Origin of the sequence: Saccharopolyspora taberi (genome assembly GCF_039534165.1) — a bacterium.
In the GTDB taxonomy this organism is placed as follows: domain Bacteria; phylum Actinomycetota; class Actinomycetes; order Mycobacteriales; family Pseudonocardiaceae; genus Saccharopolyspora_D; species Saccharopolyspora_D taberi.
In genome coordinates, this window is sequence record NZ_BAAAUX010000001.1 from 122,993 (window position 1) to 147,812 (window position 24,820).

The window sequence follows — 24,820 nt, forward strand, 5'->3', positions numbered from 1 at the left end:
GTTACCGATGCTTCCTCGCTTCTTCGGCCAGCCAGCTACCGAGCGCTGACCACAGCGGTTTGTACAGTTCGTGCACGAGTTGCCGCTCGTGCGACGGAATCGTGGAAGAGCCTTCAGCAGAATCCGAGCAGTGCTTGTCGAGTACCGCGTGCATGCTCAACAGCAGGCTTGACTCCTCGGTTTCGAGATCCGGCCTACCCTCGGCCGTGTTTGGCGCGAACGCCGCATCAACGAACGTGACACGGGCGTGCACGCCTCCGCGAACGAGCCGCCCGATGACCTGCCAGATGACCACGAGCATGTCCCAGGTGACCGACTCGCGGTCATCGCCGAGCCATTTCCAGGCCAAGCTCCGGCGGAGCACCCGCCTCCACTCGTTCCTGGCTTCGCGCCGGAACCGGAGGCCAGCGTCGTCAAGGGAACCAGTCGTGGTGACCCACTCGTTGAAGCGTCCGTCCCTCTGAACGCGGATGGACCAGTCGTTGATCGCGTGCACGGCAAGGATCAGGTCGTCCGGTCGAGGGTTTGGCCGCGCGAGGAAGTAGACGGACCCAATCGCCGCGGTGTGCGCCTCGTTGAGGATGTTGTGCCCGCGTTCGACCGCCAACAGTGGTGCGACCAGGAGGTCCGCGCTTGTGTCGGCGAGCGTTTCGACGTCGCCGCGGCGCAGCACGCCCGCCCGGTCGGTAGATGCGACCCCGATCTCGGCATCGTCCGCAACAAGCCGCAGAACTCGGCCACGCCATCGCTGAATCGAGTGCAGCTTGTCAGCCACTTGCTCCGCCTCGTCATAGCTGCCGACGAGAAGGAGGATTCGGTGCCTGTCATCATCAGCGATGTCGGCCAGCTCTTCTTGAAGTGCACTTACGCCGTTGCTCCCTGGACCACCGAGTTCGAAGGCGATCTGCTTCAACGCTTCGATGCGGGCGTCCGGGTTCTCGGTACCCGAGATGTAGATCGGCCCCATGCCGGAATCCACCGGCTGGAACCGGAAGACGCTCGCGCCAATCCGTTCGATGTCCCCTGGCGGCGGCGCCAACAATGCTCCGACCGCAACGTCCACGTGGTATCGCGTCGACGCCCCTGCCCAGCTGCTGCCGGACATCAACAACACGTTGGGGCTCTTCTTGCCGTCTGCATCCGGCATCAACCGCATCGCCTGGAACAGCTTCCGACCCACTCCGACGCACTGGAAGAACTGCAACTCACCACTGTGGAATCCGCCGTGGTCCGGGTCGTCGGCGTGGAACTGGAAGCCGAGCACGTTGCCCATCGGCGATTCGGGCACGACGGGGCCGTAGTCGTACGGCTTCCTGTACAGCTGGTTGAACTCCAGGTTCAGCGCCGTTTCCACGCGCGGCCACATCGCGGTCATAAGCGAAAGCTTGGGTTCGAGTGCGGCTAGTACCAGCGTGAACTCGAACCTGGGCGCCCACACGTCCAGCAGCGAGCCCGCCGACGGGGAGTGCTCCAGCTTCAACAGGTTGGCCAGCTTGCTCCTCAGCTCCGTGCGAGCTCTGCGCAATGACGTGGTGTGCAGCAGTTCCATGGTTAGGCGCACCAGGTCTCCGTCAGGGGCAGCCCGGTCGGCACGATCTCCGAACGGGTTGTCGCGGAAGCGATCGAGCACGCCCCGTAGCACCTGCCTCGGTTCCGCGTCCGGATCCTTGTCCTCTGGTGATTCGGGTGCTGGGTACCGATCCAGTATCAGCTTCTGCTGCAGGCTCCAAGCGCTGAAGTGACCGGAGCGCAACCACTTCCGGATCTCGTGCCGTTGCACCAAAAGCCCGTAGAGCCGGTCTGTCGCGAGCGTGGCCGTGCTGACCGCCGCCGACCAGTTCTGGACGTCGCTGTCGGACAGTTGCACCCGTCCGCGATTGGCGAGTTCCCGGATCTTGTGCGCGCTGACCTGGTCCAGCCACGAGCTGCTGCCTCGCCCTACCAACGTCACCGCCGGAGCGAACAGTTGGTCGAACTGGATCTGGGCCTTGTCTGCCTCGTCCACCAGGACCAGATCACTCCGCCTGCACGCCAGCTCCAGATACCGGATCCGCTCGGCGTTCTGCGGCCACGGCACCGAGGCGTCGACCAGGCCCGGCGGTGTCGCGAGCCAGACATCGGCCTGCAGGAGCTCGCGTGCTCCGTGGTGGCGTGGGCAGCTGGACCAGTACGGGCAGACCACACGCTGTCTGGAAATCCGGACGACGTCGTCTTCGTCGACCCATTCCTGCCGGTCTCTGGTCCGCAGCGACGCGCACGGTACCTCGTTGTTGGTGAGTGGTTCTTCACCATCCCGCAGGGTGTTCAACACGCATGCGGTGCTGAGGTAGTCGAAGCTGGGATCGTTGTGCGCGAGCAGATTCTCCCTGCCGCGCCCCGCCAACCGTCGGTGCAGACGTTGAGCATGACGCATTCTGTTGGAGATTCCGATGACCGGAGCCGGATGGCAGCCGTGCAACCGGAGAAGCTCGACGAGCTTCAGCATCTCTGCGACGTCGCTCAGCACGACGGTCACGCGCAGTCCCAGTTTGCGCACGCAATGCACCGTGAGTACGTCGCGGAGGGTGCTCTTCCCCGCGCCTACGATGCCGAGCAAGTGCTGGATACCGTCAACGGTGAGTACGGCGTCCTCGCCGTTGTCGACGTATCGGTCGCCCATCCGCGTGTACAGACCGGATTTTCGGAGCCGTCCCTCCCAGTCCGCCCACTTGCGTTGATCCATCTCTCTCGCGGTCACCAGCAAGTCCGCTTTGCGGACCGAGAGGGGTCGGCCACTTTCGCGCAATGGCTCGTCGATCCGGTGTCCCTCCGGCCGCGGCAGGCCAACTTCGGGAAGATCGACACTGGTGATCTCCTGACCCTGGCTGAAGAAGTGGAGTCCCGACCCCGCCATCGGCAGCTGGTCTCCCTTGAATGGAGCAGCGTTTGCCAGCAGATTCTCGTACACCTCGAACCGGTCCGGTGCCACCGACAACGGTCGCCGCCGCAAGGGCTGGGTGGGATCGACCTCGTGGTAGGCGCGAAGGGGTTCCTCGATCTCGTTGTACGCTTCGATCGCGTCGCGCCACGCGTTGCGCCGTCGGCGGGTCCACAGCTCGTACCGCGCGACACTGAGCATTCGCTGCTGTTCCTTGGAGACCGCCAGCCCTGCGTGACGTGCGAACGGGTACCCGGTAAACAGGGTCCAGGCATCCACAACCGGACGGTCAGGTATCACCCGCTCCGCCAAGAGCAGGCCGAGTTCGGTGATGAACATGTCGCGCAGCTTGCCGGTCGACACACGGTAAGACTTCTGGATGCGTTCGATGATGTCGGCGAACAGCGGTTTCGAGCTCCGCATGGCCTTCCTGTCCAGGTCACGGCCGGCACGAACGGGCCGACGCCAGATCGATGAGTTCGTCGTCCCCCACGAGTTCGGCCGTGGAGGCCGCCGTTGGGAGGTTTCGAGCGAAGATCTCGCGGTAGTCCGGCTGTGCAACGAGCCGGTTCCCCGGTACGACGACCAGAACCCGGTCCGCCCGGAGATCCGCTGCTCGTTCACCGATCGACCGCGCCAGCAGTGCGGGGTTGAGCCGGTCCCGCGTCATGAGCACCCAGGACTCGTCGTCCTGCCACGTCACCACCAGATGGTCGTGCCGGTGGTCGATTGCTGCTCCCCGCGACTCCAACGACCCGCGCAGCGCCAGCTCAGTCCGCCCCGGATGAGCCACGAACCAGCGCAGACCGAGTGGCAGGCTGAAGAGCTGGTCGGCCGCGTGCACGTCGCCGTCCGGGAAGTACGAGGCACAGTCGTCTGTCTCGCACACCCACCCCATACCTTCCGCCGGAACCATCAGGAAGCGGCAGGCAGAGCACAGTGCGGCCGCGTCCCGGAACACGTATCTCTGGGGAACGGGCTCGTACAGGTCTCGCACTCGATGCCACACGCGCAGCAACCGACGATCCTGGAGTTTCAGCAATTCCTGTTCGATCACGACCGGACGCTCGACCAGGAACATCAGGTGACGCAGGTACTTGTCCGCGGTTGAGCAGTCGTCGGCGAGCCTGCGCAGGCTCTCAAGAGCGTTCCGCTCCAACTCGCCCCGGTCTGCCGCCCACTCAACGCACAACTGTGAAGGATTGCCCGTCCGTGCGCTGATGAGCAGGTCGTCGCCGGTGAGCAGATCGTCCGGAATGCTGAGGGGCCAGTCCTTCAACGGCCGGTACCGTGCCCAGTCGACGAGTCCCGGGACGCTGAGCGGTGCGCTTCCGGGCGTTTCCAACAGAGTTGCCACGAGTTTGTCCAGCGCCAGCTGCGCGCTCCGTGGATAGGGCATCGAGAACGACGCCAACCTCGCCACCGCACCGAGCTCGATGATTCCGCGGGCGACCATACGAACGATGGCCGTGTCGTCCTTGTCGGAGATCATCCCGCAGTCTCCGGGAGGGCTGCTGGGCACCAACGACGGACCTCACAGCTCCGGCATTCGGAGCTTGGGCGCGGGGTGAACTCGTCGTCTCGGTGCCAGTCGCGTACCAGTCCGTGGACCACTTCGGCCGCCTCCGCGCGCATTCGGCGATCAAACGGGTCGAACAGCCGCAGGTCCACCCCATCGGGCCGGAGGACTTCCAGTTCCACGCGTGAACGTGCCCGGCTGCCACCGAGCAGACCGCGCCCCAGGAGAACGATCGCAAGCGCGATCTGCGGTACGGACTCCAGCGTGCGGAACGCTTTCCCGGCAGCGCCACGGGTGGTCTTGACCTCCCGCCATACCCAGGAACCCCTGTCCTGGTACAGGAGGTCCGGCGTGACGAGGAGGACCACGTCGGCGTCGGTGTCGTCGAACACGAGGCCAGGTTCGGCCTTCAACACAGCACCCGGTGGCAACCGGAGCAGCGGGCACACCTCGGAGTGGTGGCGCAGCATGGCGGCTCCGGCCTCAGCCTCGTCAGGAGGTAGTGGGCGAGGGCTCCAGTGTTCCTCCGCGCGAGCTGCACAGGGTGTGCGGCTGTCGGCAGCGTGCTTACGAAGAAGGTGGTCGTGCAGAGCGCGACCGCGTTCGGCAGCCGCAACTCGTTCGATCCGCTGGTCAAGGGGCAGCCGCATGCGGCGCAGGAAGTCCTTTGCCGGGCATGCACGGTAGTTGCGCCCGTTCGTCACTGACCAGGTACGCCTGGGCCTGCTCCGGTCGGAGATTCCAAGCACTCCGGGGGCGGAAGGAAGACCAGGGCATTCCACGCGGTAGAGACACTTCACGCATGGCTCTCCCGGACGGTACTCGGAACCGTCGACTACTTCGGCAAGCGCCGGCGCGCCGAACTCCCGGTAGAGTTCCCCAACCTGTTCGGGAGTCCCCTCGTACAGGAGCTCGGTCTCTCCATCGAGACATGTGAATTCACGTACGCGTACGCGCTCAGGCCGTGACTGCGCATTCGCGGCGATGTGGGCGGCGATTGCCACTTCCTCTGTCGCCCGCTTCCTGCCGTCACGGCGGTAGGACATCATCCGAAGCTCGTTGACCCGACCATCAGCTGATCGGTAGCAACGCCCCCACACGCGAATTCGGTAGGAGCGAACCCCGCGTCGATCAGGCTTGCTGAGCTCCTGCTCATACGTCCAACTGCTCCTTACCGGCTGCCAGTACTCCCCGTTCAAATCTGGGTTTCCCGGCGGAAACGCCGTGAGGTAGTGCTGGACGGCGTGTTCTGTCCAGCGCAGCACACCCGAGTGGACGCGCCGCGAGCCTCGCTCTTTGGAGCCAAGCAGGGCGAACGACTCCGCCTCGGACAAGAAGTCGTGCTCGATCCCGTCCAGTACGGTCATGAACGGTGCCAGCGCAAAATCCTCGAGCACCTCGTTCTTGCGAGACGGCCTCGTCCGCGGCGCGATACCCCGTCGAGCCCGCAGAGCTTCCCCCATAGGGCATCGAAAATCCGCCGAGCCGACGGCGCCCGTCCAGATCTCGATGCTTCGCGGACTTCCGACGACACCATCCGGCGCAATCCAATCCGACATGTATCCCTCCAGTGCTGAGGATCATGGCACACACCCCACTGCTCTTCGTGGGTGAATCTGGTGGCGGGCACCCGCTGTCCTCGGTAATCCTTCCAACATCACGAACTGGGGGAGGTTGTCGTGCGCACGGGAACGCTGCTCGAAGGAAGCTATCGGATCACGGGGCACCTGAGCCGCGGTGGCATGGGGGAGATCTATCGGGCTGTCGATGAGTCGTCCGGGAACGCGGTAGCGGTGAAGGTCGTGCATGATCCATGGCTCGAATCGACCACGTGGTACATGGAAAAGCAGGAAAGACTGATCAGTGAGGGTCGACTGGGGCAGTATCTGCGTGGCATCCGCGGCATCCCCACCGTTCACGCCGTCGGCCGTATCGACAAGTCGTGGTTCGTTGTCATGGAGCTCGTGGAGGGCAGGAACCTGACCGAGGTCCTGCAAAACTTCTCACCGCTCAAACGTCGAACAGCGACGGCGATCGCGATTCAGCTGGGCATGATCCTCGAGGCCGCGCACCGGAAGGAGGTCGTGCACCGGGATGTTAAGCCGGACAACGTTCTGTTGGACGACGAAGGAATGGTGCACCTCCTCGACCTCGGCATCGCCCTGCGTTGGTGGGACAAGCCCAGGCCGGCCGGCAGTCGAGGGTATGCTCCCGTGGAACAGGTCAAAGGAACTGCTGTGGATCAGCGGAGCGACATCTATGCGCTGGGATGCCTGATCTGCAAGATGGTTACGAACTCCGTGCCCTACGGCAAGAAAGTGAACTGGAACGTCGGCGACGAAGTGGCCGAGTTTTCGGAGAAGACCACCCGCCGCCTCGGTCCAGGCCTCGCCGATCTCGTCCGGGAGATGGTGGAGCGTGATCTGGACCGCAGACCGGGGACCATGGGGGAGGTCCTGAAACGTCTCCGGTCTTCTCTTCCGGAGCCCGATTCGCGGCTCGATCCGCAGGCTCCCGAATACGATCCCGAACGGTGGCTGCGGAAACATCTACCGCAACGGTTCGCGGCGGAGTGATCTCCCCTTAGCGAGTACGGATTTGTGTCAGCCTGGCCCGTGCCTTTTTCATGCGTTCGCGATCTACCTCGGACAAGTTTCGCTGATTGTCGCACAACTCGCAGAATCTCTCCAGGCAACGGCGTTCGTCTGCCAGGTTTCCGCTTCTGCGCAACCATTTTCCGATCGTGAAGTAGCCCCGTGCCTCCTTGATGGTCGCGCCCTGTTCGACGTAAACCTCGATTGCCGACCGGTAGTAATCGACGGCAGCGGTGTCCTCTCCCAGCTCGGCGTGGCAGCGGGCGAGGTTCCGGTGGATCGCAGCCCAACCGTTCGGATCCGTCTCCCTACTGGCCAGACTTCGCGCTTCTAGTGCCTTCTCCAACGCCTCGTGAGGGCTGCCGTCCGCCAGGAACACACTCGCCACGCCGTTCAGCGCATGCGACTGGCCACGGCGGTCGCTCAACAGGCCGAAAAGCTCGGCCGTGCGCGGGAACTCCTTACGCGCTTCTGCCCAGTTCCCCTGTTCCTCATGGACAACACCGAGGGACTGCAGCCCCAGTGCCTCGCCATGTCGATCGCCGGCTTTCACGCTGGTGGCGACCGACTGCCGCAGTGCGCCCTCTGCGAGGGGGTATTCCCGGCGAAGCCGGTACGTTCCTCCGAGCATCCGATAAGTCATTATCAGGAGCCTCTGCTCGTCCTGCCCCCAGTTGCTGGTGGTCACGTCCCGAAGCAGGTCGCGTGCCACCAGGAGGAAGCGAACGGCCTCGTCCCAGTATCCGCGCCGCCATTGGAACGTGACCAGCGTCAGTGGCAGCAACCATCGATACTCCTGCCACTTCCAGAAGTTCTCATCGTTGAGAACCGCTACGTAGACCGGGTACTCGGCGTCGAACCAGCTCCTTGCAGCCGAGCTCGTCGTCGGCTTCGGCAGGGGCAGCGTATCCGGCGATGGCCCCAGAGGAAGTTCACGCTCGGACCCCATCGCCAGGTCGCAGGCCCGGCCAGCGTGCGCCAAGTACTCCAGCAGCCGCTTGCGTGCGGCATCCTGTTCTGAGGCAGGCCACTGCGCAGCGATCTCGGCAGCATAAGCGTTGATCAGGTCGTGCGCCCTGTATCGGTCGTGGTGCCCATCGACCACGTTGAGGAGGTTGGCGTCCACGAGTTCTGCGACGCCAGTCCGTACCTGGGTGCTCGCAACTCCGGACATGTGTGTCAGTGCCTCGAACCGGATTACCGGAAGTGGGTGGACACCGATCAACCCAAACAGCTGCTGGGCGTTCTTCGACAGTTTTCCGTAGGACCAGGAAAGCACCGTTCGCAGCTCCAATCTCCGATTTCCGGGTACATCGAGTTTCAGTAGTGTTTGTTCCTTCTTCCACTCCTCCAGAAGAGATTCCAGCCGCGCTTGAGGATGACGGCGTGCCTGGGCCGCAGCGATGATCAGCAGCAGCGGAATCCCGCCGAATGCGGTGAGCAGTCGCTCGGCGGCGTCCTTCTCGTTCCTGGCCCGGTCATCACCGATCGCATCAGCAAGCAGCTGCATGCTCGCTTCAGGATCCAACGGTCCCAGCTCAAGGTGATCTACGGACTTCGACACCGCCAGCTCGACAAGCCGCGAACGACTCGTGACCAGGACCACGGAGCCCGCTCCGCCCGGCAACAGATCCCATACGTGCGCCGAGTTCACGGCATTGTCGAAAATTATCAGAACAGATCGCGCGGCCAACTCCGAGAGATAGGCGCTGGCGACATCCTTGGCGAGCTGTCCGTTGACGCGCACGTCCAACGATCCGAGAACTGACAGCCTTACATCGTCGATCGATTCCTGCTGGTCATCGGAAAATCCGTTCAAGTCCACGTATAGAACGCCGTCCGCGAACCGGCTTTGCGCCCTACGCGCAGCGGTAGTAGCCAACTCCGTCTTCCCCACGCCGGGCGGACCAGTGACAGTAACGACGCGAACGAGCTCCGCATCGGGCACAAGCCAGGCGTCGAGGCGCTCCAGTTCCTGGTCCCTGCCGAAAATTATCGGTCGCGAGGACCGCAGTAGTTGAAGACGTGCGGGCTCGCGTGTAACTCGGGATCTCTTCTTCAGTTCCTCGATGGTGCTTGAGAAGTGTCCGTCATCGTCGCCGACGAGCCAGCATGCCTGGCGGGCGTCTGCCAGTGCTTCTGCGACCTCTCCATGCTTCGCCTCCGCCGCTACCAGGTCGCGATACATCTCCCGACGGAGACGTTGCATCTCAGCAACTTGGTATTGGAAGTGCACGTCACCCAGTCCAGCCAACGGCTCGGCCGCATCTGTCCACAAGTCCCGTGCCTGCCGCAAGGTTTCGATCCTGGTGGCCAGATCCCCGCTCCCGGCCTGTGCAAGAAGGTCCTTGAACGTCCAGTAGTCGATCTTGTCCAACGGTACGTCCAGCTGAAGGGCACCTTGGTGTGGGTTGGAGATGCGCCCCTTCCCAACGCATTCGCGTAACGCATGGGCGTACCCCCGCAGCGTCGTAGCGCTAAGCCCGTTCGGGTCGCCTGTCAAGTAGAAGTTGATCTTGTCCCTGGCTACTGGCTTGGCAGGGGACAGCGCCAGAACTGCGAGCAGCGCCAACACCCGAGGGAAGGCTTTTAGAGCCTCGTCGTTACGCAGCACCTGGACTTTGCCGAGAAGACAGATTCGAAGATTTTCTTCCACGCCATGCAGTGAACCACATCACCACAACAAGCCAGGTCAGCGCAGTGCGACGCCACCCGTTCAGCAGAGGCGTTGAACCCGTTCCAACGCTTTGTTCCAACATCCCTCCAACGCACGCCGGACAGACTTGCTGCTGTGGCTGATCACGACGAACGAAGCGGGCCAGCGAACGCTGGGTCGGCGCAGTTGCCACTCGGGCGGGCCGCCGAGATGGACAGAGGTATGCGGCCTCGCCGGGACGTCCTTTCCGTGGTCCATTCCGTGACCGCAGGGAACCGGGTGCTCGATGTCTTGTCGGGGATCAAACATGATTCGGACATCCGGATCATGTTCACTGTTGCTCCCGGTGCCGCTGCTGCGGGGGCGGAACTTTTCCTGGCCGAAGCCGGGGCCTTGGTCCTTCCCTGGCAGCAAGCGTGCCGCCGACGTTTCGACCTCATCGTCACCGCATCCGCTTCAGAGGCGTCGAACCTGACCGGTCCGGTGCTCCTGTTGCTCAACATGTCGGAGCGAAGAATCTTTGCGAAGGAGCGGAGAGCCGGCGGGATCGAAGACCTTCACCGTGCTGTCCTTGGGAGGGGCACGGTTCCTGCGGTCATCGGCCTGCCGCATCGTCGGCAGCGTGATCTCCTGTACGAATGCTGTCCGGAGGCAGCGCGGTACGCCGCGGTGATCGGCGATGTGGGCTATGACCGTCTGATAGCCAGTCTTCCGCTGCGGGACGCGTACAGGAGTGCGCTCGGGATCAGGAACGGACATGTAGTGATCCTGGCGACCACTACGCGTGGCCCCTGCTCGGTGTTCGGTACCGATCCTGCATTCTTTTCCAGGCTGACCGAGGAGCTCCTCGGCAACGGCAACCGAGTCCTGTTCCAGCTGCACCCCGGCATCTGGTTCGGGCACGGTGTTCGCCGGGTGCGCGCGTGGATCAGGACAGCGCACGCCAGTGGTCTCGAAGTCATCGCCCCGACGGTGGACTGGCGAATCCCCCTGATCGCTGCCGACCGAGTCGTCGGTGACGACGAGGCGGTGATCACGCACGCCGCGGCGATCGGCAAACCTGTCGCGACATTTCGGAGCCGGCCTCCGGGATGCGCACCTGGCCCGGTGGCGGAAGCGGTTGCGAAGGTTTCGACCACGGTCAATCCGGCAATGCCGTTGCACCGCCAGCTCGACAGTGGGCCGGCATCAGGCGGTGCGGAGATCGCTGCACAACTGACGTCGGCCCCGGGGCGGTCTGGTGCGCTCGTGCGGGCGGTCGTGTACAGGCTGCTCCATCTCCCGGAACCACGGACAAGGCCGAGCTGTCGGTCAATACCAGCAGCAGGAATCGCGTTCCAAACACGCCGATCTTCCTGATGAACAGACTTCGCGGTCACCAGGATCGCGAATACGAGAAGGAAAAGGAGAAAACCATGCGCCACTATCAGTACTCCGCCACCTCATCCGGGCGTCACATAGGGGGCGATGACGACGAGGGGAGCACGGGAGACACTCGTTCGCGCAACCTGGCCGGTGCAATGATCTGGCACGGGGCGCCCATCTAGATAGCTCGGGCGTGCTCTGATCGCTGTCATTAGCGCTCTTTTCAGGGGAGGGGCGCCGGGATGGTGCCCCTCCCCGCTGGTGCCCGTACAACAACGATCGAGCCTGACATGTGCAGGTGACCTGGTTCTCCGACCCTACGAGTCAGAAAGAGATACATCCGCTATGAATCTCATGGGCATTCCGATCCACGTCGAAAAGGACACGACGCTTCGTGTGAAGATCCTTGACGCCTGCGGCATGACCTGCACATTTTGTCACAACGAAGGTACGCCCGTTGCGTCGGACAACCGCAAACGGACAGTCGGCGACTTCACCGCGACCGGAATCAGCGGACGTGTGTCGATCTACGCTGCCACCAACGGTGCAACGTTTCTGCCGGCACCGATCCCAGCCGACGAAGAGTTCGGTCGTGTTCTCACCTGGTTACGAGACGCGCTCGGCTTCACCGAGGTGCACCTGACCGGCGGCGAACCCACTCTGCATCCCTCGGTTGCGAATTTGATCAGAATCGCGACACAAGCAGGCTATCGGGTCGGGATGACATCCAACGGCGAGCATGGCGATCGAGTATTGCCCGGATGTGGTGAGGCTGGGCTTGACCGGGTCAACTTCTCGATCTTCGGCACCACGCCCACGGAACTTGCCGAGGTTCAGCACTCCCGCTACCGCAAGCCCACCCTTGCTCAACGCAAGATCGACGCGCTCAAGCGCTCGATCGCCACCTGCGAGATGCACGACATCAAGGCCAGCGCCAACATCGTCGTGCTGGACCACAGTCACGCCCCACGCGTCCACCGGCTCTTGGACGAATACTCGCCGCATCTGTCTGTGCGGCTGCTCAACTCGCTCGATCACGGCACCGACTCGATTAATGCCATCGAGCACATCCTCACCGAGCGCGGCGCCGTCGTTGAGGCGCACTACCTCACAGCTGGCGTATCCGGTATGCGTACGGCCTATCGCTTGCCCAACGGACGGCGTGTGTTCTTCAAGCAGATCCGCAGTCTACGGTTGCCGGAAACCTGCGCAGGATGCCGCTTCAACAACGGCACCGATTGTCAGGAAGGATTTTACGGCGTGCGGCTCTACTATGACCGTGCCGGTCGGTACCACGTCGGTGTGTGCATCCAGCGGATGGACCTGTGCTTGCCGATCGAGGATTTTCTGATCAGTTCCGTACGCAAGGAAATCCTCACCCTGCGCGAATCAGAATACCGCCGACTCACCGCCCGGCGAGGCACTGGCCTGTAAGCAGCTTCGTCCTGCGCTGTTCGGGTGATCATGGCGGTACCTGAGCAGAATCCCAGGTCGGCGATTATCGCCCACCGTAACCCGGACACCGCGCAAAACGTCATGACGACCGTACCCGGTACTTACTCCGATCTCGGCGAGGTCGCAGCTACTCGGTCACTCGTACGGTTCGACGCGGGTGGGCTACATGCTGCGGATCTCGGGGGTCAGCCGGAGCATGTGTGGTCCGGTACGTCCGGGCTGGGACCTGATCGACTACGCCACCCCGTCAGCAAACCCATGGGACTACGGAGCAGATCCTTACGACGACCACTGGTTCGGTCGTTGGACGGAATGGCCCGCGTGGTAGCCAATCAACCCACGCCGATCCCGCTGACAGGAGCAGCGCTGCTGTTCGAACTCAGTGGGCGCTCGTACAAGTCCGGAGAGTGCCCCCGGTGCGATTCGAACGCACACTGGACGGATGTTAGGTCCCTGTGCCCTGCACTGACCTCCGGAGCTCTGACCTGCTTCGAGACGTGCCGCAGTTGACCTGTGCGGCCCGCCGCTGCCCCCCACTGCGGGACGTAACCCATGGGTTAATCATGGCCGGAGCGGCACGCTGGGCGGCCTGAAGCCCTTCCCGTGCGGCATCGAGCAACAGCGTGGTTGGCGGCCGATCGTGTGACACGGGGGGCGCAGGCACGGGTGTCGGCTTGCATCGCGTACAGGCGGCAGGTTCCATAGCACTCGTGTTCGATGATCGCCCGTTCGCGTATCCTGAATCCACCGCACGGGTTGACATCACGCCTGGCGTTTGGTGTCTGCACTCCATCCGTGTGGATGTAGTGCGGTCCGTTCAGGGGACGGATCGATCAAGCGGGGCCATCTCCATCGATCAGGGGAACCCGCGTTCTACGCTCGATTGCCCGAGGGCAACGGTATCTCCCGAACTACCGTTGTCGCCGCCCATCACATCAGGGGGTCACGTGAGCCTGGACGAGTTGCGCGAGATCATGACGGACCCTGACACGTTGATGGAGTTCGCGGTGCGGATGTGCGCCGACGCCAACGGCATTGACCCATCGACGATCCGAGGTGCGATCGTCACCTTCAACGCGCCTGACCGGAAGCACCCTGAGCTGATGCACACCTACGTGCTCGCGCCGGTGTCGGCGCCAGCGGTTGAGAGGCTTCGAGTGTTACAGGAGGCCGTTGCTCAGGTAGAGGAAGAGATCCGCGTCCGGGACGAGCAGATTCACTAGCTGTCGGCCGACGTGCCGTCGCGTTCATAGGTCGGTTCGTCGGCATCCGGCATATCCACGTGGTCTTCCATGTCTGTGCTCGTGGACGCCGTCGAGTGCAGGGTTAGGCCGGGGGAGTAGGTCATGGCCTGCATAACCCGCAAGACGGCGTCTCGCTGCTCTGGCGTGATCTGTCGCCAGATCTCCTGCATTTGCTGGGTCATCTTGTCGTCGAGGTCGCCGCGGCTGGGTCGGCCCGCCCTCGGCACGAGTGGAGCATCGGCAAGGCCAGCGAGCGTGAGCGCGTCATCAACATCCCAGCCGAGCGCTTTGGCTACTCGGGACACGGTGGGAGCTGATGGCCGGGCCGGTACGTTCTCGCGGTTGACGCGTTGGATCCCGGTCTCTAGCTGGCGGATTCGCCCCTCCGATATGCCAGACCGTTCGGCCAGGCCCCGCTTGGAAAGCCCGGCGATCTCACGTCGGCGTTGCAACTCGCGTCCGAATTCCCAGTCGTCGCGCACGCGGTCAGTGTTACACATGCTCGACGATGCTCACCCGGGCGTACGTCGTACTGTCGCAAATGTGCTGCATGTGAGGAACGCGAAGGCGCCACGGATGCTCGGCAATGCTTGACACTTCGCGATTGTTCGCACTATGCTCGTGTCATGCTCAAACACCCTGACGGGTGGCTGGAGCTCCAGGTCATTCGGTCCAAGGACGGCCTCTCGCTCCAAGCTCTGTCCCGTCTTACCAGTGTCTCTGTCGGTCACCTCTCTGATCTGGAGCAGGGCAAGCGTCAGCCTACTCCTCCGATCATCAAGCGCATTGCGCTCGCGCTCAACGTCCCTGTGTCGGTGCTGGAGCCGTCTCCGAGGGATGAGGACGAGATCAGTCACCGGGTCGACGTGGCGCGTGATGCGGCATGAAGATCGTGACGGACCCTGACGAGGTCGCGCCGAAGGCATTCACCGTGCCTGCCGCGGCGAAGTATCTCGGCCTTACGGAGAAGCAGCTTCGCCGACTGCTGACCACGAAGCAGATCCGAAGCCGGAACACCGGTAGGGCGTACATCATCTCGCAGGCCGCCTTGGACGAGTACCTGGCCGGCGCGGACGAGCCGATGCGTCACCCGGACTCCATGCCGAGGTCGGCATGAGCTGGCTGAACTCTCCGCAGGTCATCACGACCGAGCACGTGACCACTGATGTCCCGCCGGACTGCGAGAACTGCGGGGCTGAGTGCGCGGGTGTGAACGGCATCTACTGGGATGCCCAGGATGAGCCGGTCGGCCTGCTGAACGTGTGCGATGACGGCGCGTGCCTGCGCTATGCGATCCGTACCGCTTCTGATGACGCCCAGGTGGGCAGCGTGATCCGCCGTGAGGTGTCCGTCTACCCCTACGCCCTGGAGGCAGCAGCATGAGCACCGATCCGCTACGGCACGCAGAGCAGCAGATGCTGATGCATCGCCCGTGGGACGCCGCCGAACCCGAGTCGCTGTGGGAGATCACCGGAAGCTACCCGGGCGGCAACGACACGTTCGAGCAGTGCCTCGCGATCACCCTGCCTCGACACATCACTGGCTCAGATCGTCCGTTGTTCGTCTTCATCGGTGCGCTCGCCGGGACCAATCGGCCGATTGACCCGGCATGGATCACCCATGCAGCGCCGCTGCTGCTGGTCCACCGCGACGAGCCGACCGAACCGTACTGGGAAGACGACCGCGAATGGATGACTCAAGGTGGTGCTGCGGCATGACCCTCCAGCGCATCGACAACGGCAAGGGCCACTGGTACAAGCTGGACGGCCAGAAGGCCGACGGCGTCACCAAGCTCATCGGCGACGGTGTCCCCAAGCCCGCCCTCATCAACTGGGCTGCCAACACCACCGCCGAGTTCGCCATCGACAACTGGGCCGAACTCGCCGACATGCCTTCCTCCCAGCGGCTCTCAGAGCTGAAGGGAGCCCGGTTCGCCGCGCTCGACAAGGCAGCAAAGCGCGGCACCGAGGTCCACAAGCTCGCCGAGAAGCTGATCCAGGGCGACGAGGTGGAAGTCCCTGAAGAACTTGCTGGACACGTCGAGTCCTATGTCAGGTTCCTCGACACCTGGCAGCCCGCACCGGTACTTGTCGAAGCCCAGGTGGCGTCCCGAAAGTGGAACTACTGCGGCACCGTCGACATGGTCATCGACCTGCCAGACGGGCGTCGGATGATCGCCGACATCAAGACCTCTCGATCCGGAATCTTCGGTGAGACGGTGCTTCAGCTCGCGGCATACAGATTCGCGGAGTTCTACCTCGACGCAGACAAGAACGAGCAGCCGATGGCCGACCTCGGAATCGTCGGCGCACTCGCCATCTGGGTCCGCTCCGACGGCTACGACGTCTACGAGCTTCCCGCCGACGAGTACCAGCACAACCGTTTCCTGCACGTCGCCACCGTCGCCCGCTGGGCCAAGACCTCCCGCGATCTCGTCGGCCCCGCCGTGCAGCCCAACACCCTGGAGCGTGCCGCATGACCGAGCTCGACACCCGACCGGAAAGCACCCTCGCCGAGCGTCAGCAGTACGACCACCTGTCGAAGTTGGGTAAGTGGGCAATGGACGCGCAGCAGGCGAACGTCGTGGCGCAGTCGTTGGCGCGCACGAAGTTCGTTCCCGAGGCGATGCAGGGTAAGCCTGCCGAGATCACTGCGGCAATCCTCACCGGTCAGGAGATCGGGCTGGAGCCAATGTCGGCGCTGCGTTCGCTGGACATCATCCAGGGAACGCCGGCGATGCGGGCGCACGCTTTGCGCGGGCTGGTGCAGTCTCGTGGCCACGAGGTATGGATCGAGGACTCTAGCGACACCCGCGTGGTCGCGAAGGGCCGCCGCAACGGCTCGGATGTGATCCAGACGGTCGTGTGGGACATGGACCGCGCCAAGAAGATGGAGCTGACGGGCAAGCCGAACTGGCGGAAGATGCCGCAGCACATGCTGATCGCCCGTGCTACCGCCGAGGTGTGCCGTCTGATCGCGTCTGACGTCCTGCTGGGCATGCCGTACGCGACGGAAGAGTTGGACGACGAGGTGACGGTGGACGAGTCGCCCGCCGTTCGACAGCCGAAGGGGCCGCGTCGCACGGCGCAGCGGAAGCCGCTGGCTGCTGCCCCCGCGCCTGAGCTTGAGGAGCCGACTGGCGAGGACTCGGCCGAGGATGCCGACTCGGTTGCTCCTGTGGAGCGTAGCTCTGACGATCCTTCGTTTGATCTGCACGTCGCGTGATCTCTGGGTGACGCCGCACCCGTAATCGGCGAGCACAACCCGCAATTCCCCGCGAATGCCGCATTCGTGGGCTGGACCTTCGCATCCCAAAAACAGGGTGGGAGATCGCAATGACCAACCGATCCAGCGAGATCAGCACACGTACCGAGGCCGCGACGACGAGCGAGCCGGTGTGCTGGTGCGGCCATGTCGAATCCGCTCATGACGCAGGCGAGTGCTGGACCGCGCCGGAGAACCACGCGCATCCAGACCCGCGCTGCTGGTGCGACTGGTACGAGCCGGTGCAGCAGGACGGTGGCGAGGCCGCGTGAAGCCCCTCGTTGGATCCACCGCCGCAGTACACGACATCCGCCGCACTAAACGGGGCGGGAAGTGGGCGATCCCGGTGGTCACGCACCGGGAACCTCCCGCACACCTGACGCAAGGCCGCACACGGAAGCCCCGAGCCCAGGACACGTGGTGCGACGAGATCGCTATCGAGAGGGCCATCAGGCAGCGGGAACCGGTCGGGCGAGCCCTGACGTGGGCGGAGAAGCAGGAGGTTGCCCGCCGCCTCCTCAACCAAGGGTTCAGCACTAACGACGTCGCCCGATGCACCCGATCCAGCGGCACCACCCTGCACCAACTGCTCGCAGACATCGCGATCCGAGAGGACTGACCGACATGGCCGAGACACCAGCGGACATCATCAACGACTTCATCCGGGCGGGAAATGCCGCCACCGCGAATGACTGGATGAAAAAGATGCGTGCGGAAATCGAGCCAGAGTTCTTCCAGATGTTCATGCGCGGCCAGGTGGTCTCCTCGGCGCTCGCGGTCGTTGCGCTCATGGCCGAGCTGGAGCGGTTGGCTCCCGAGCGAGCGAAGGCCATCGCTCTCCGGCTGAACGAGGCATGGGAAGACGGAGAACAGGTCCACACGCTGCTGAATCACTGGATGGCTGAGTGGCTGTTCGGTCGGCAGGTCGGTTTCACCGATCAGGAGATGCTGCTTCTGGAGGTCGACCGCCTGGGTGCTGCTCCGGGCCGGGACGGTGGGTTATGACCACCGGCGAACAGCTCCAGCTCGCTGGCGTCGAAGCTAACCTCGCCGCCGCTACCGCGCCGCACCGGTCGGACTTCCTGCACTACGCGGAGATCGCTCTCGCCGAGCTGATCGCCGAGGGCAATGAGTTCGACGCCGAGGACGTCCGCAAGCGGATCCCCGCCGACGTCCAACCCCACAGCCCCAATGTTCTCCCGAGCCTGTTCTCCCGCGCTGCTCGCGCCGGGCTCATCACCTACGTCGGCAATCGCCGCGCCACTCGCCGCAGCCGACACGCCGGACGCATCAGCCGATGGACCGGATGCCAGAACAGGAGCCAGCCGTGAACGACCGCCCGCCGCTTTCTCCTTCTGAAGCCGCCGCGACCCTGTGGCAGATCGAGCAGGACATCGACACCGAGACACAGGAGCTCGTCCGACTCCGCGGCCAGTACGCCGGTCTACTCCGTGCGCACCGTCTCGACTTCGCGCAGGCATTCCTCAACACCTCTGGCTCGATGGACTTCCGCCGGCGTCGCGCCGAGGAGCTGACTATCGACTCCTGGCATGCCGTCCAGGTTCACGAACAGCTCGTCGAGGCCAGCAAGGACAAGCTGAAGGCACTGCGGGACCGCTCCGAGATCGGTCGTGCCATCAACTCCAACCTGAAAGAGGAGCTGCGGTTCACCGCCTCCAACCCGGGGTGGACGGCATGAGCCAGAAGACCGCCCGCGCCCTCGTCTACAGCCGGTCCGCTGGTGTCTGCGAGAGGTGCGGCCACCAGCATGCGACTGAATGGCACCACCGCAAGAACCGCAGTCAGGGTGGCAAGTGGACCGCGGCGAACGGTCTGCACGTGTGCTCCCAGTGCCACCGATGGATCACCGAACACCCAGCGAAGGCAGCCACCCGCGGCTATGTCGTCCGCTCCTGGCAGTCCCCGCTCGAAGTGCCTGTTCGGTTGGCATGGCACGGCTACGTCATCCTCGACGACATCGGCGGCATGACGCCAGCCCTGATCGACCTTGGGGGTGCGGCGTGAAGATCCTCGACCTGTTCTGCTGCGCCGGCGGCGCCGGCATGGGCTACCACCAAGCCGGCTTCGCAGTGGTTGGTGTCGACATCGTCGAGCAGCCGAACTACCCGTTCGAATTTCATCAGGCCGACGCGATTGAGTTCGTCAAGGAGCACGGCCACGAGTTCGACGCGATCCACGCCAGCCCGCCCTGCCAGGCATACAGCTTGTTGAACGCCTACAACCACAAGGTCTACCCGGATCTAGTTGAGGAGACCCGAAAGGCCCTGGTTGCCACCGGCCTGCCGTACGTGATCGAAAACGTCCCGCAGGCACCGCTTCTGGACCCGGTGATCCTGTGCGGCGCGATGTTCGGCCTGCAGGTGTATCGGCACCGCGGGTTCGAAACCTCGTTCCCGCTGTTCCCGCTGCTTGCTCCGCCGCATCCGAAGCACACGGCTCGGTGCATCCGGAACGGCTACCTGCCCACCCCGGAGGCGCCGTTCATGTCGATCCACGGCGGCAAGCACTCCAAGGCATGGCAGCGCAAGGCGGCCGAGGTGATGGGAGTGCCTTGGACGACCTCGATCAATGAGGTCTGCGAATCGATCCCGCCGGCCTACACGCGCTACATCGGCAAGGAGCTTCTGGCCGGACCGGCCGAGCGCGTTGGCCAGCTAACGCTGCAGCTGGACGACGCGGCGTGATCACCCCGTACCCCAACACCCAGACACGAGAGGAGGCGATCGCGATGAGGCCCGACACGCGACCGATCACGAACCGCATCGCCTACCGGGCATGCGTCCAGGGCGAGCAGCCCGCGGAGATCTTGGCACCGGCTGACCGTGAGCGCCTGGTCTACGAGCTTCACCACCACGGTTGGACGGACATCGAGATCGCCGCCCACACCCGCATGACCACCTACACCGTCGGCCGCATCCGCACCCGGCTCGGGCTCGGCGCCAACCACGGGAGGGCCGCCTGATGCCGAGAATCCGCAGCATCAAACCCGAGTTCTTCACCAGCGAGGTCGTGGCGGAGCTGACCCTTCGTGCCCGGTTGACGTGGATCGGATTGTGGACGCACTGCGACGACGAGGGTCGATGCAAGGACAACCCGCGGCTGATTCACGCTGCTCTCTATCCGCTCGACCCGGACGTGACTGCTGACGATGTCGCTGCGGATCTGGCGGAGCTTGCGAAGCGCCAGCGGGTCGTCAGGTACGTGGTTGATGGTCGTGCGTACCTGCAGGTTACGAACTGGAAGGAACACCAGAAGCCGAATCGACCGCAGGGCTCGAAGTTCCCTGCGCCGGCGGATGGCCACGTTCAGGATCCTGCCGGTCAGGATGCGTCCGTGTCCGATCACGGAGTCTTCACTGATGACTCCGTGAAAGATCAGTGCGTCGTCACTGGCGGAGTAGTAGAGGAGGGGAGAGGAGAAGGAGCAGAGGAGAAGGAGGGGGAGACGCGTGCGGGCACGCGCACGACGACCCGAGCGACCCGCATCCCCGATGACTTCGAAGTGACTGCCGAGATGATCGAGTGGGCACGTCAGAACACCCCTCTCGTCGGCCGCACCGAGACTGACAAGTTCGTCGACTACTGGCGCGGGAGAAGCGGCCAGGGCGCTACGAAACGGGACTGGACGGCGACTTGGCGGAACTGGATGCGCCGGGCTCAGGAGGACGCTGAGCGTCGCGGCCCGCGTCGAAGCGCAGGCTCGACAACGAAGGACGACCGAATCAACGCTCTCGATGCCTTCCTCGAGGACGAGTCGGGCACCCACCTGCGGGCGTTGCCGGGAGGTGCGGCATGAGCCTCAGTCGGAACCAGCTCGTCGGCTTGCTGAAAGTCGCCACGGCCTACGACGGGCGCGAACGTGGCGAGGCTGACATCTACGCGTGGAGCGATTCCGCAGCACGTGCAGGTTGGACGTACGAAGAGGCGCTTGAAGCGGTCAAGGAGCACTTCGCGTTCGATGGCGGGTTCCTGACCCCCGCAGTGGTCACGAAGCGCATCACGGCTCAACGGGAGGCCAGGAGCCGGCAACAGCGGGTGGAGTTGTATGAGTCCCGGCAGGCAGCGATCGAAGGACCCGCAAGGGACGTAGCTCCGGAGCCGGAGCGGATCCGTTCCTTGGTTGAGTCGGTGGCGAACAGTCTGGGATGGCAGCGGATCCCGAAGCAGAAGCCAGAGGCGTTGAGCGTGGAGTGCCCACATTGTCATGCGGCTCCTGGCCGGCCATGCGCACGCCAGCTCACCCGTGGGCATCGTCGTGGCGAGTTCGTGCCGCTCTCGACCTGCCACGACTCGCGCATTCAGGCATCGAAGAGGAGTGCCGCGTAGCGGTGTGCCGCCGTCTGGGTGGTGGGTGTCGGAAGGCCTTGAATAGCGCGCTAATGCTTGACTGTTCGCAATTGTTCGCGCTAGAGTTGCCGCATCGCCCGGAAACCCAAGGAGTCCGAGATGCAGTCCACCGTCCTCTTGGCGGCAGCCGCGGTACTCGACACCAGGCGCGAGTCGATCGCCTTCCCCCTGCACGTCGAGCCCTCCGACTCTGGCCCGTACCGGGTCGTCGACAACCGTGGTCGTGAGATCGCCGACGTGTCCAACGCCTACGACGCGGGTGTTCTGGTCGACGCCTACAACACCGCGCACAAGGCGGTGGCGTGATGAAGGTGACCCCGGAGTTCTGCCTCGCTCGGATCGACCAGTTGGAAAAGCTGCTCGCCCGAGTCAGGGAGGACGAGTCGCACCGCGAGATCGTCACCCGCCGGATCGCGATGTGGTGGGGACACTACAAGCGCGTGGGAGGAAAGCTGTGAACCCCGAGAGCTCGCAGCGTGAGGAGCTGACCACCTCCGACCTGACCGCCGACCAGGTTTCCAAGTTGGACGCCTGGCTTGACCAGCAGCTCGCCGAGCTCGACATCACCGGGGAGGAGTGATGTCCGACCGGTACATCACCGCCGAACGCGTCGGCGAGACGGTCACCGTCTACGTCGGCGAGTACGACCAGGTGCCGAATGCTGTCTGGGTCGGTGACCCGTCCACAGCTAGCAGGGCTGCCCGAAGCCTTTTCGATGCTGCTCGTCCCTGGATCAAGGCGATTCCCCTGCCTTCCCAGCCGCCGATCGGCGAAGTACGCCGGGCTCGCAATGGTCTCACCGCTGTCCACGTCAAGTCTTTGACGGAGAGCGAAGGGGCGTGGCGTGTGATCGGCGTGGACCCCGATGATGTGTCCTGCCACGGTTGGCGGTCATGGCGGCAGGTTCACGAGTGGCAGGTCGTCGGGAACGTGCTTGAGATGGGCGAAGCGTCGTGAACCGCCGCCCGTTCCGCTGCGGCTTCTGCGCGGTCCGCCGTCACGACCACTGCCCGGGAGCTGTCCGAGGCGGCGTGTCCGGGATCCACGTGTGCACCTGCTGTCCAAAGACCGTGCGGTGCTTGGACTGCGGATCGATGAACGACGTGTCGTCGGTGTCGTGGATGTGCGTGGACACCGGGGCGTGCACGGACCGGGTTATCGCTCGACGTAACAGGAATCCCATCTGGCAGCAGCTCTTGAAGTGCCAGCAGGAGGGACGTGTGGCTCGCGCCGAGGTTCGGATCGCCCGTGGCTCGCAGATGACTTTCGAATTCGGAGATGGAGGTTTCTGATGGGTTGGCAGCAGGTGTCCCACTGGGCGATCCGGTGCGACGGGGACACCACGCACGGCCAGTGTCAACGGCTGTGGACGTGGTGGAACGACGACGACGAGACGTGGGACGAGATTCCGCAACTCTTCACCACCCGCGAAGTCCCCTGGATCCGAGCCACGTACCTCCGCAGTGATGGCTGGCTGCTCATCGGAAACCGTGCCCTATGCCCGGACCACGTCAACGCCGGAGAGCGATTGGCGGAAGCAGACATCAGCGGCCTGCCTTTCGAGGTGACGCCATGAGCCTCGTCCAGGCCATCGTCGCCACCGTCGGCATCGCGACCTACCTGACCATGGAAGAACTGGCGGAGCGGTTGACGCGTGCCCAGCAGTCGTACGGCATGCTGCGGTGCTGGCAGGAGCAAAACGGGGGGCAGCTGTGACCGCGTTGTCTGTTCTTCGCTGTGATCACGAGGGCTGCGACCGCACGTACATCAAGGCTGGTTCGAACCCGTATCTGAAGCAGGCCGCTGAGGTTGAGGGCTGGTGGTGCGGGGAGGACTTCGACTGGTGCCCGCAGCACATCCCGGCCGTCGAGCACGAGGACGAAGCCGAGGTTCGGAACGCGGCGTGAGCCGCAGCTGAACCCTCTTTTCGATCAATTCCATGTATTCCGACCACGGGACCAGTGTGTCCCGAGACAGGAGCACGACATGAGCGTCACCGAACTGGCGCGAGAGATCGCCGACGACTTCGTCCTGAACGAGAAGACCGTGCGCGACGAGATCGAGTGGATGCTTGGGCGTCGAGTGGCGAAGCGCATGCCCGCATACGACGGCGACGCAGTCGCACCCCAGGCCGCCGATGCCATCCGCACCGAGTACCGGCTGAACTCCACCTTCTGAGGAGAAGTTGTCATGAGCGACTACCGCGAGACCAAGGATTACCTGGCGAACACTCCGCTGCCCGCTGAGATCCGGGAAGTGGTGTCGGAAGCACTGGACTCGTTCGCCTACTCCCAGCGATCGAAGGACCAGATCGCCGCGGCCATCCTGCGCCTTCCGGACCGTGCCTCAATCGAGTTCACCATCCGCGACGTATACGAGGCTGATTTGATCGTGGACGAGATGCTTTCCGAAGCCGCAGCATCGGTAATGCGCCTGTTCCTCCAGGAGGGACAGGAGGTTCGGTCATGACCCAGTCCTACGACCCGCATGCCGACTGGGCGCGGGAAGACGCCGCACAGCAGCCCATCGTTGACCGGCTGTCCTACGAGGAAGCCGTCAGCGACGCCCTGCGGGAAGCAGTTGACGTCCTGAGCGCACGCGCCAAGAGTGCCGAGAAGCGCGTCGCCGAACTCGAGGAGACGCTGACCGGGCTCCAGGCCGCCTACGACAGGCTCATCGCGAACCTCCGCGGCAACAGCCCCCTCCCCGACACGTACTCCCCAGTGGTTCGCCGCACGATCGCCGAAACCCTCGAGCGCACCCACGTCGAGGGCTGGATGTCGCAGACCGACGCCGTCCTCAACACCCTCGGAATCGTCATCCACGGCGACACCCCGCGAGGTGGCCAGCGATGACCACCACCATCACCCCGCTGTTTCGCTGCGAACACCCACGCACCCCCGAAAACACCGCCAGCAACGGTTCCCTGCCTCCACGATGCCGTACTTGCCGCAACGCTCAGGTCAGTCGCAGACGGCGGGCAAACCGTGAAAACACCTGCATCAACGGACACCCGTGGACTGAGGTCAGCACCGAGCGCCGGATGTCGCACGGGAAGTTGGTTCGGCGGTGCCGGATCTGCAGGCAGCATCAGGAGCGCAGCGACACGATCATCCTCCCCGGCACGGCGCCGCAGTCGATCGTTGCGGACCGCGGCGTAATTGAGAACGCTGCTTGCGCTGGCGCGGACCTCACCGACTTCTTCCCCGCAGAGGGCGAGCAGGGGATCCCGGAGCGTGCTTGTCGAGCTGCCCGCGTGTACTGCGCCAGGTGCCCGATGCGGCAGCGCTGTGGGGATCAGGCCACTGCTGCTCGCGATCAGGGGCTGTGGGGTGGCGCGTGGCGATCCGTCGACTCGGCTTTCAAGAACCGCTATCGAATCACCCTTCTCGTCGAGGAGTCTGTCATTCAGGACAGGAGATCAGCATGAGTTTGCCGT

General features: G+C 64.0%; 35 protein-coding genes. 30 read left to right on the forward strand and 5 right to left on the reverse strand.

The genetic code is table 11. From position 1 onward, the window contains the following. Position 1 precedes the first annotated feature (1 nt). From ABD691_RS00725 to ABD691_RS00735, 3 genes are read right to left on the reverse strand one after another with little or no spacing between them, the layout of a single operon-like run. Positions 2 to 3,340, reverse strand: a complete 3,339-nt coding sequence (locus ABD691_RS00725; protein ID WP_344677332.1) for a pPIWI_RE_Z domain-containing protein — start codon at positions 3,338 to 3,340, stop codon at positions 2 to 4. A gap of 16 nt (positions 3,341 to 3,356) precedes the next feature. Further along, the gene (locus ABD691_RS00730; RefSeq protein ID WP_344677333.1) at positions 3,357 to 4,409 is read right to left on the reverse strand and encodes a pPIWI_RE_Y domain-containing protein; all 1,053 of its coding nucleotides are present in this window, start codon (positions 4,407 to 4,409) and stop codon (positions 3,357 to 3,359) included. Further along, positions 4,406 to 5,803 carry a PD-(D/E)XK nuclease family protein gene (locus ABD691_RS00735; RefSeq protein WP_344677334.1) on the reverse strand — a complete coding sequence of 466 codons (1,398 nt, stop codon included), beginning with the start codon at positions 5,801 to 5,803 and terminating at the stop codon, positions 4,406 to 4,408. Before ABD691_RS00735 ends, ABD691_RS00730 begins: the two co-directional genes overlap by 4 nt. Positions 5,804 to 6,115: 312 nt before the next feature. Here ABD691_RS00735 and ABD691_RS00740 point away from each other — a divergent pair, with 312 nt between their 5' ends. Continuing rightward, entirely contained in the window at positions 6,116 to 7,012 is an 897-nt protein-coding gene (locus ABD691_RS00740; RefSeq protein WP_344677335.1) for a serine/threonine-protein kinase, read from the forward strand. Between the two features lie 7 nt (positions 7,013 to 7,019). Here ABD691_RS00740 and ABD691_RS00745 read toward each other — a convergent pair whose 3' ends face one another. Then, complete coding sequence (locus tag ABD691_RS00745) at positions 7,020 to 9,686, reverse strand: AfsR/SARP family transcriptional regulator (RefSeq protein ID WP_344677336.1); 2,667 nt, start codon at positions 9,684 to 9,686, stop codon at positions 7,020 to 7,022. A gap of 261 nt (positions 9,687 to 9,947) precedes the next feature. Between ABD691_RS00745 and ABD691_RS00750 the strand changes: the two genes are divergently transcribed. The 3 genes from ABD691_RS00750 (at position 9,948) to ABD691_RS00760 (ending at position 13,729) form a co-directional block, all read left to right on the forward strand. After that, positions 9,948 to 11,045 carry a hypothetical protein gene (locus ABD691_RS00750; RefSeq protein ID WP_344677337.1) on the forward strand — a complete coding sequence of 366 codons (1,098 nt, stop codon included), beginning with the start codon at positions 9,948 to 9,950 and terminating at the stop codon, positions 11,043 to 11,045. A gap of 360 nt (positions 11,046 to 11,405) precedes the next feature. Further along, positions 11,406 to 12,485, forward strand: coding sequence for a radical SAM protein (locus tag ABD691_RS00755; protein WP_344677338.1), 1,080 nt, complete (start codon positions 11,406 to 11,408; stop codon positions 12,483 to 12,485). Positions 12,486 to 13,453: 968 nt separating this feature from the next. Beyond that, positions 13,454 to 13,729: a hypothetical protein gene (locus ABD691_RS00760; protein ID WP_344677339.1), complete on the forward strand. Its 276-nt coding sequence runs from the start codon at positions 13,454 to 13,456 to the stop codon at positions 13,727 to 13,729. Here ABD691_RS00760 and ABD691_RS00765 read toward each other — a convergent pair. After that, positions 13,726 to 14,232, reverse strand: coding sequence for a helix-turn-helix domain-containing protein (locus ABD691_RS00765; RefSeq protein WP_344677340.1), 507 nt, complete (start codon positions 14,230 to 14,232; stop codon positions 13,726 to 13,728). The two genes, ABD691_RS00760 and ABD691_RS00765, sit on opposite strands and share 4 nt — an antisense overlap. A 144-nt stretch (positions 14,233 to 14,376) precedes the next feature. Here ABD691_RS00765 and ABD691_RS00770 point away from each other — a divergent pair, with 144 nt between their 5' ends. From ABD691_RS00770 to ABD691_RS00895, 26 genes are all read left to right on the forward strand, one after another. Beyond that, entirely contained in the window at positions 14,377 to 14,637 is a 261-nt protein-coding gene (locus ABD691_RS00770; RefSeq protein WP_344677341.1) for a helix-turn-helix domain-containing protein, read from the forward strand. Beyond that, positions 14,634 to 14,867, forward strand: coding sequence for a helix-turn-helix domain-containing protein (locus ABD691_RS00775; protein WP_344677342.1), 234 nt, complete (start codon positions 14,634 to 14,636; stop codon positions 14,865 to 14,867). Before ABD691_RS00770 ends, ABD691_RS00775 begins: the two co-directional genes overlap by 4 nt. Next, positions 14,864 to 15,133, forward strand: a complete 270-nt coding sequence (locus ABD691_RS00780; RefSeq protein WP_344677343.1) for a hypothetical protein — start codon at positions 14,864 to 14,866, stop codon at positions 15,131 to 15,133. The genes ABD691_RS00775 and ABD691_RS00780 overlap by 4 nt, the downstream gene beginning before the upstream one ends. Further along, positions 15,130 to 15,468, forward strand: coding sequence for a hypothetical protein (locus tag ABD691_RS00785; protein WP_344677344.1), 339 nt, complete (start codon positions 15,130 to 15,132; stop codon positions 15,466 to 15,468). Before ABD691_RS00780 ends, ABD691_RS00785 begins: the two co-directional genes overlap by 4 nt. Further along, a complete protein-coding gene (locus tag ABD691_RS00790) occupies positions 15,465 to 16,229 on the forward strand; it encodes a hypothetical protein (RefSeq protein ID WP_344677345.1) in 765 nt (254 codons plus the stop codon). Before ABD691_RS00785 ends, ABD691_RS00790 begins: the two co-directional genes overlap by 4 nt. Next, positions 16,226 to 16,975 carry a hypothetical protein gene (locus tag ABD691_RS00795; protein WP_344677346.1) on the forward strand — a complete coding sequence of 250 codons (750 nt, stop codon included), beginning with the start codon at positions 16,226 to 16,228 and terminating at the stop codon, positions 16,973 to 16,975. Before ABD691_RS00790 ends, ABD691_RS00795 begins: the two co-directional genes overlap by 4 nt. Before the next feature lie 110 nt (positions 16,976 to 17,085). Next, positions 17,086 to 17,286, forward strand: a complete 201-nt coding sequence (locus tag ABD691_RS00800) for a hypothetical protein (protein ID WP_344677347.1) — start codon at positions 17,086 to 17,088, stop codon at positions 17,284 to 17,286. A 352-nt stretch (positions 17,287 to 17,638) separates the two neighbouring features. After that, the gene (locus ABD691_RS00805) at positions 17,639 to 18,019 is read left to right on the forward strand and encodes a hypothetical protein (RefSeq protein ID WP_344677348.1); all 381 of its coding nucleotides are present in this window, start codon (positions 17,639 to 17,641) and stop codon (positions 18,017 to 18,019) included. Further along, entirely contained in the window at positions 18,016 to 18,345 is a 330-nt protein-coding gene (locus ABD691_RS00810) for a hypothetical protein (RefSeq protein WP_344677349.1), read from the forward strand. Before ABD691_RS00805 ends, ABD691_RS00810 begins: the two co-directional genes overlap by 4 nt. Beyond that, positions 18,342 to 18,713 carry a hypothetical protein gene (locus ABD691_RS00815; RefSeq protein WP_344677350.1) on the forward strand — a complete coding sequence of 124 codons (372 nt, stop codon included), beginning with the start codon at positions 18,342 to 18,344 and terminating at the stop codon, positions 18,711 to 18,713. The genes ABD691_RS00810 and ABD691_RS00815 overlap by 4 nt, the downstream gene beginning before the upstream one ends. Continuing rightward, positions 18,710 to 19,039 carry an HNH endonuclease gene (locus ABD691_RS00820; protein WP_344677351.1) on the forward strand — a complete coding sequence of 110 codons (330 nt, stop codon included), beginning with the start codon at positions 18,710 to 18,712 and terminating at the stop codon, positions 19,037 to 19,039. The genes ABD691_RS00815 and ABD691_RS00820 overlap by 4 nt, the downstream gene beginning before the upstream one ends. Further along, positions 19,036 to 19,719 (forward strand): DNA cytosine methyltransferase, encoded by a 684-nt coding sequence (locus tag ABD691_RS00825; RefSeq protein WP_344677352.1) that lies wholly within the window; start codon positions 19,036 to 19,038, stop codon positions 19,717 to 19,719. The genes ABD691_RS00820 and ABD691_RS00825 overlap by 4 nt, the downstream gene beginning before the upstream one ends. Before the next feature lie 44 nt (positions 19,720 to 19,763). Then, complete coding sequence (locus tag ABD691_RS00830; protein ID WP_344677353.1) at positions 19,764 to 19,997, forward strand: hypothetical protein; 234 nt, start codon at positions 19,764 to 19,766, stop codon at positions 19,995 to 19,997. Continuing rightward, entirely contained in the window at positions 19,997 to 20,830 is an 834-nt protein-coding gene (locus ABD691_RS00835; protein WP_344677354.1) for a hypothetical protein, read from the forward strand. Before ABD691_RS00830 ends, ABD691_RS00835 begins: the two co-directional genes overlap by 1 nt. After that, on the forward strand, positions 20,827 to 21,360 hold the full coding sequence (locus ABD691_RS00840) for a zinc finger domain-containing protein (RefSeq protein ID WP_344677355.1): 534 nt from the start codon (positions 20,827 to 20,829) through the stop codon (positions 21,358 to 21,360). The genes ABD691_RS00835 and ABD691_RS00840 overlap by 4 nt, the downstream gene beginning before the upstream one ends. A gap of 120 nt (positions 21,361 to 21,480) precedes the next feature. Beyond that, the gene (locus ABD691_RS00845; RefSeq protein WP_344677356.1) at positions 21,481 to 21,687 is read left to right on the forward strand and encodes a hypothetical protein; all 207 of its coding nucleotides are present in this window, start codon (positions 21,481 to 21,483) and stop codon (positions 21,685 to 21,687) included. Continuing rightward, positions 21,687 to 21,839, forward strand: a complete 153-nt coding sequence (locus tag ABD691_RS00850; protein WP_344677357.1) for a hypothetical protein — start codon at positions 21,687 to 21,689, stop codon at positions 21,837 to 21,839. Before ABD691_RS00845 ends, ABD691_RS00850 begins: the two co-directional genes overlap by 1 nt. After that, positions 21,836 to 21,961, forward strand: a complete 126-nt coding sequence (locus ABD691_RS00855) for a hypothetical protein (RefSeq protein WP_344677358.1) — start codon at positions 21,836 to 21,838, stop codon at positions 21,959 to 21,961. The genes ABD691_RS00850 and ABD691_RS00855 overlap by 4 nt, the downstream gene beginning before the upstream one ends. Then, positions 21,961 to 22,338: a hypothetical protein gene (locus tag ABD691_RS00860; protein ID WP_344677359.1), complete on the forward strand. Its 378-nt coding sequence runs from the start codon at positions 21,961 to 21,963 to the stop codon at positions 22,336 to 22,338. Before ABD691_RS00855 ends, ABD691_RS00860 begins: the two co-directional genes overlap by 1 nt. Positions 22,339 to 22,672: 334 nt before the next feature. Further along, positions 22,673 to 22,957 carry a hypothetical protein gene (locus ABD691_RS00865; protein WP_344677360.1) on the forward strand — a complete coding sequence of 95 codons (285 nt, stop codon included), beginning with the start codon at positions 22,673 to 22,675 and terminating at the stop codon, positions 22,955 to 22,957. Further along, entirely contained in the window at positions 22,954 to 23,097 is a 144-nt protein-coding gene (locus ABD691_RS00870; RefSeq protein WP_344677361.1) for a hypothetical protein, read from the forward strand. Before ABD691_RS00865 ends, ABD691_RS00870 begins: the two co-directional genes overlap by 4 nt. Beyond that, on the forward strand, positions 23,094 to 23,288 hold the full coding sequence (locus ABD691_RS00875) for a hypothetical protein (protein ID WP_344677362.1): 195 nt from the start codon (positions 23,094 to 23,096) through the stop codon (positions 23,286 to 23,288). The genes ABD691_RS00870 and ABD691_RS00875 overlap by 4 nt, the downstream gene beginning before the upstream one ends. Before the next feature lie 79 nt (positions 23,289 to 23,367). Beyond that, entirely contained in the window at positions 23,368 to 23,559 is a 192-nt protein-coding gene (locus ABD691_RS00880; protein ID WP_344677363.1) for a hypothetical protein, read from the forward strand. Between the two features lie 12 nt (positions 23,560 to 23,571). Continuing rightward, positions 23,572 to 23,850, forward strand: coding sequence for a hypothetical protein (locus tag ABD691_RS00885; RefSeq protein WP_344677364.1), 279 nt, complete (start codon positions 23,572 to 23,574; stop codon positions 23,848 to 23,850). Next, a complete protein-coding gene (locus tag ABD691_RS00890; protein WP_344677365.1) occupies positions 23,847 to 24,236 on the forward strand; it encodes a hypothetical protein in 390 nt (129 codons plus the stop codon). The genes ABD691_RS00885 and ABD691_RS00890 overlap by 4 nt, the downstream gene beginning before the upstream one ends. After that, positions 24,233 to 24,811 carry a WhiB family transcriptional regulator gene (locus ABD691_RS00895; protein ID WP_344677366.1) on the forward strand — a complete coding sequence of 193 codons (579 nt, stop codon included), beginning with the start codon at positions 24,233 to 24,235 and terminating at the stop codon, positions 24,809 to 24,811. The genes ABD691_RS00890 and ABD691_RS00895 overlap by 4 nt, the downstream gene beginning before the upstream one ends. Positions 24,812 to 24,820: the final 9 nt, after the last annotated feature.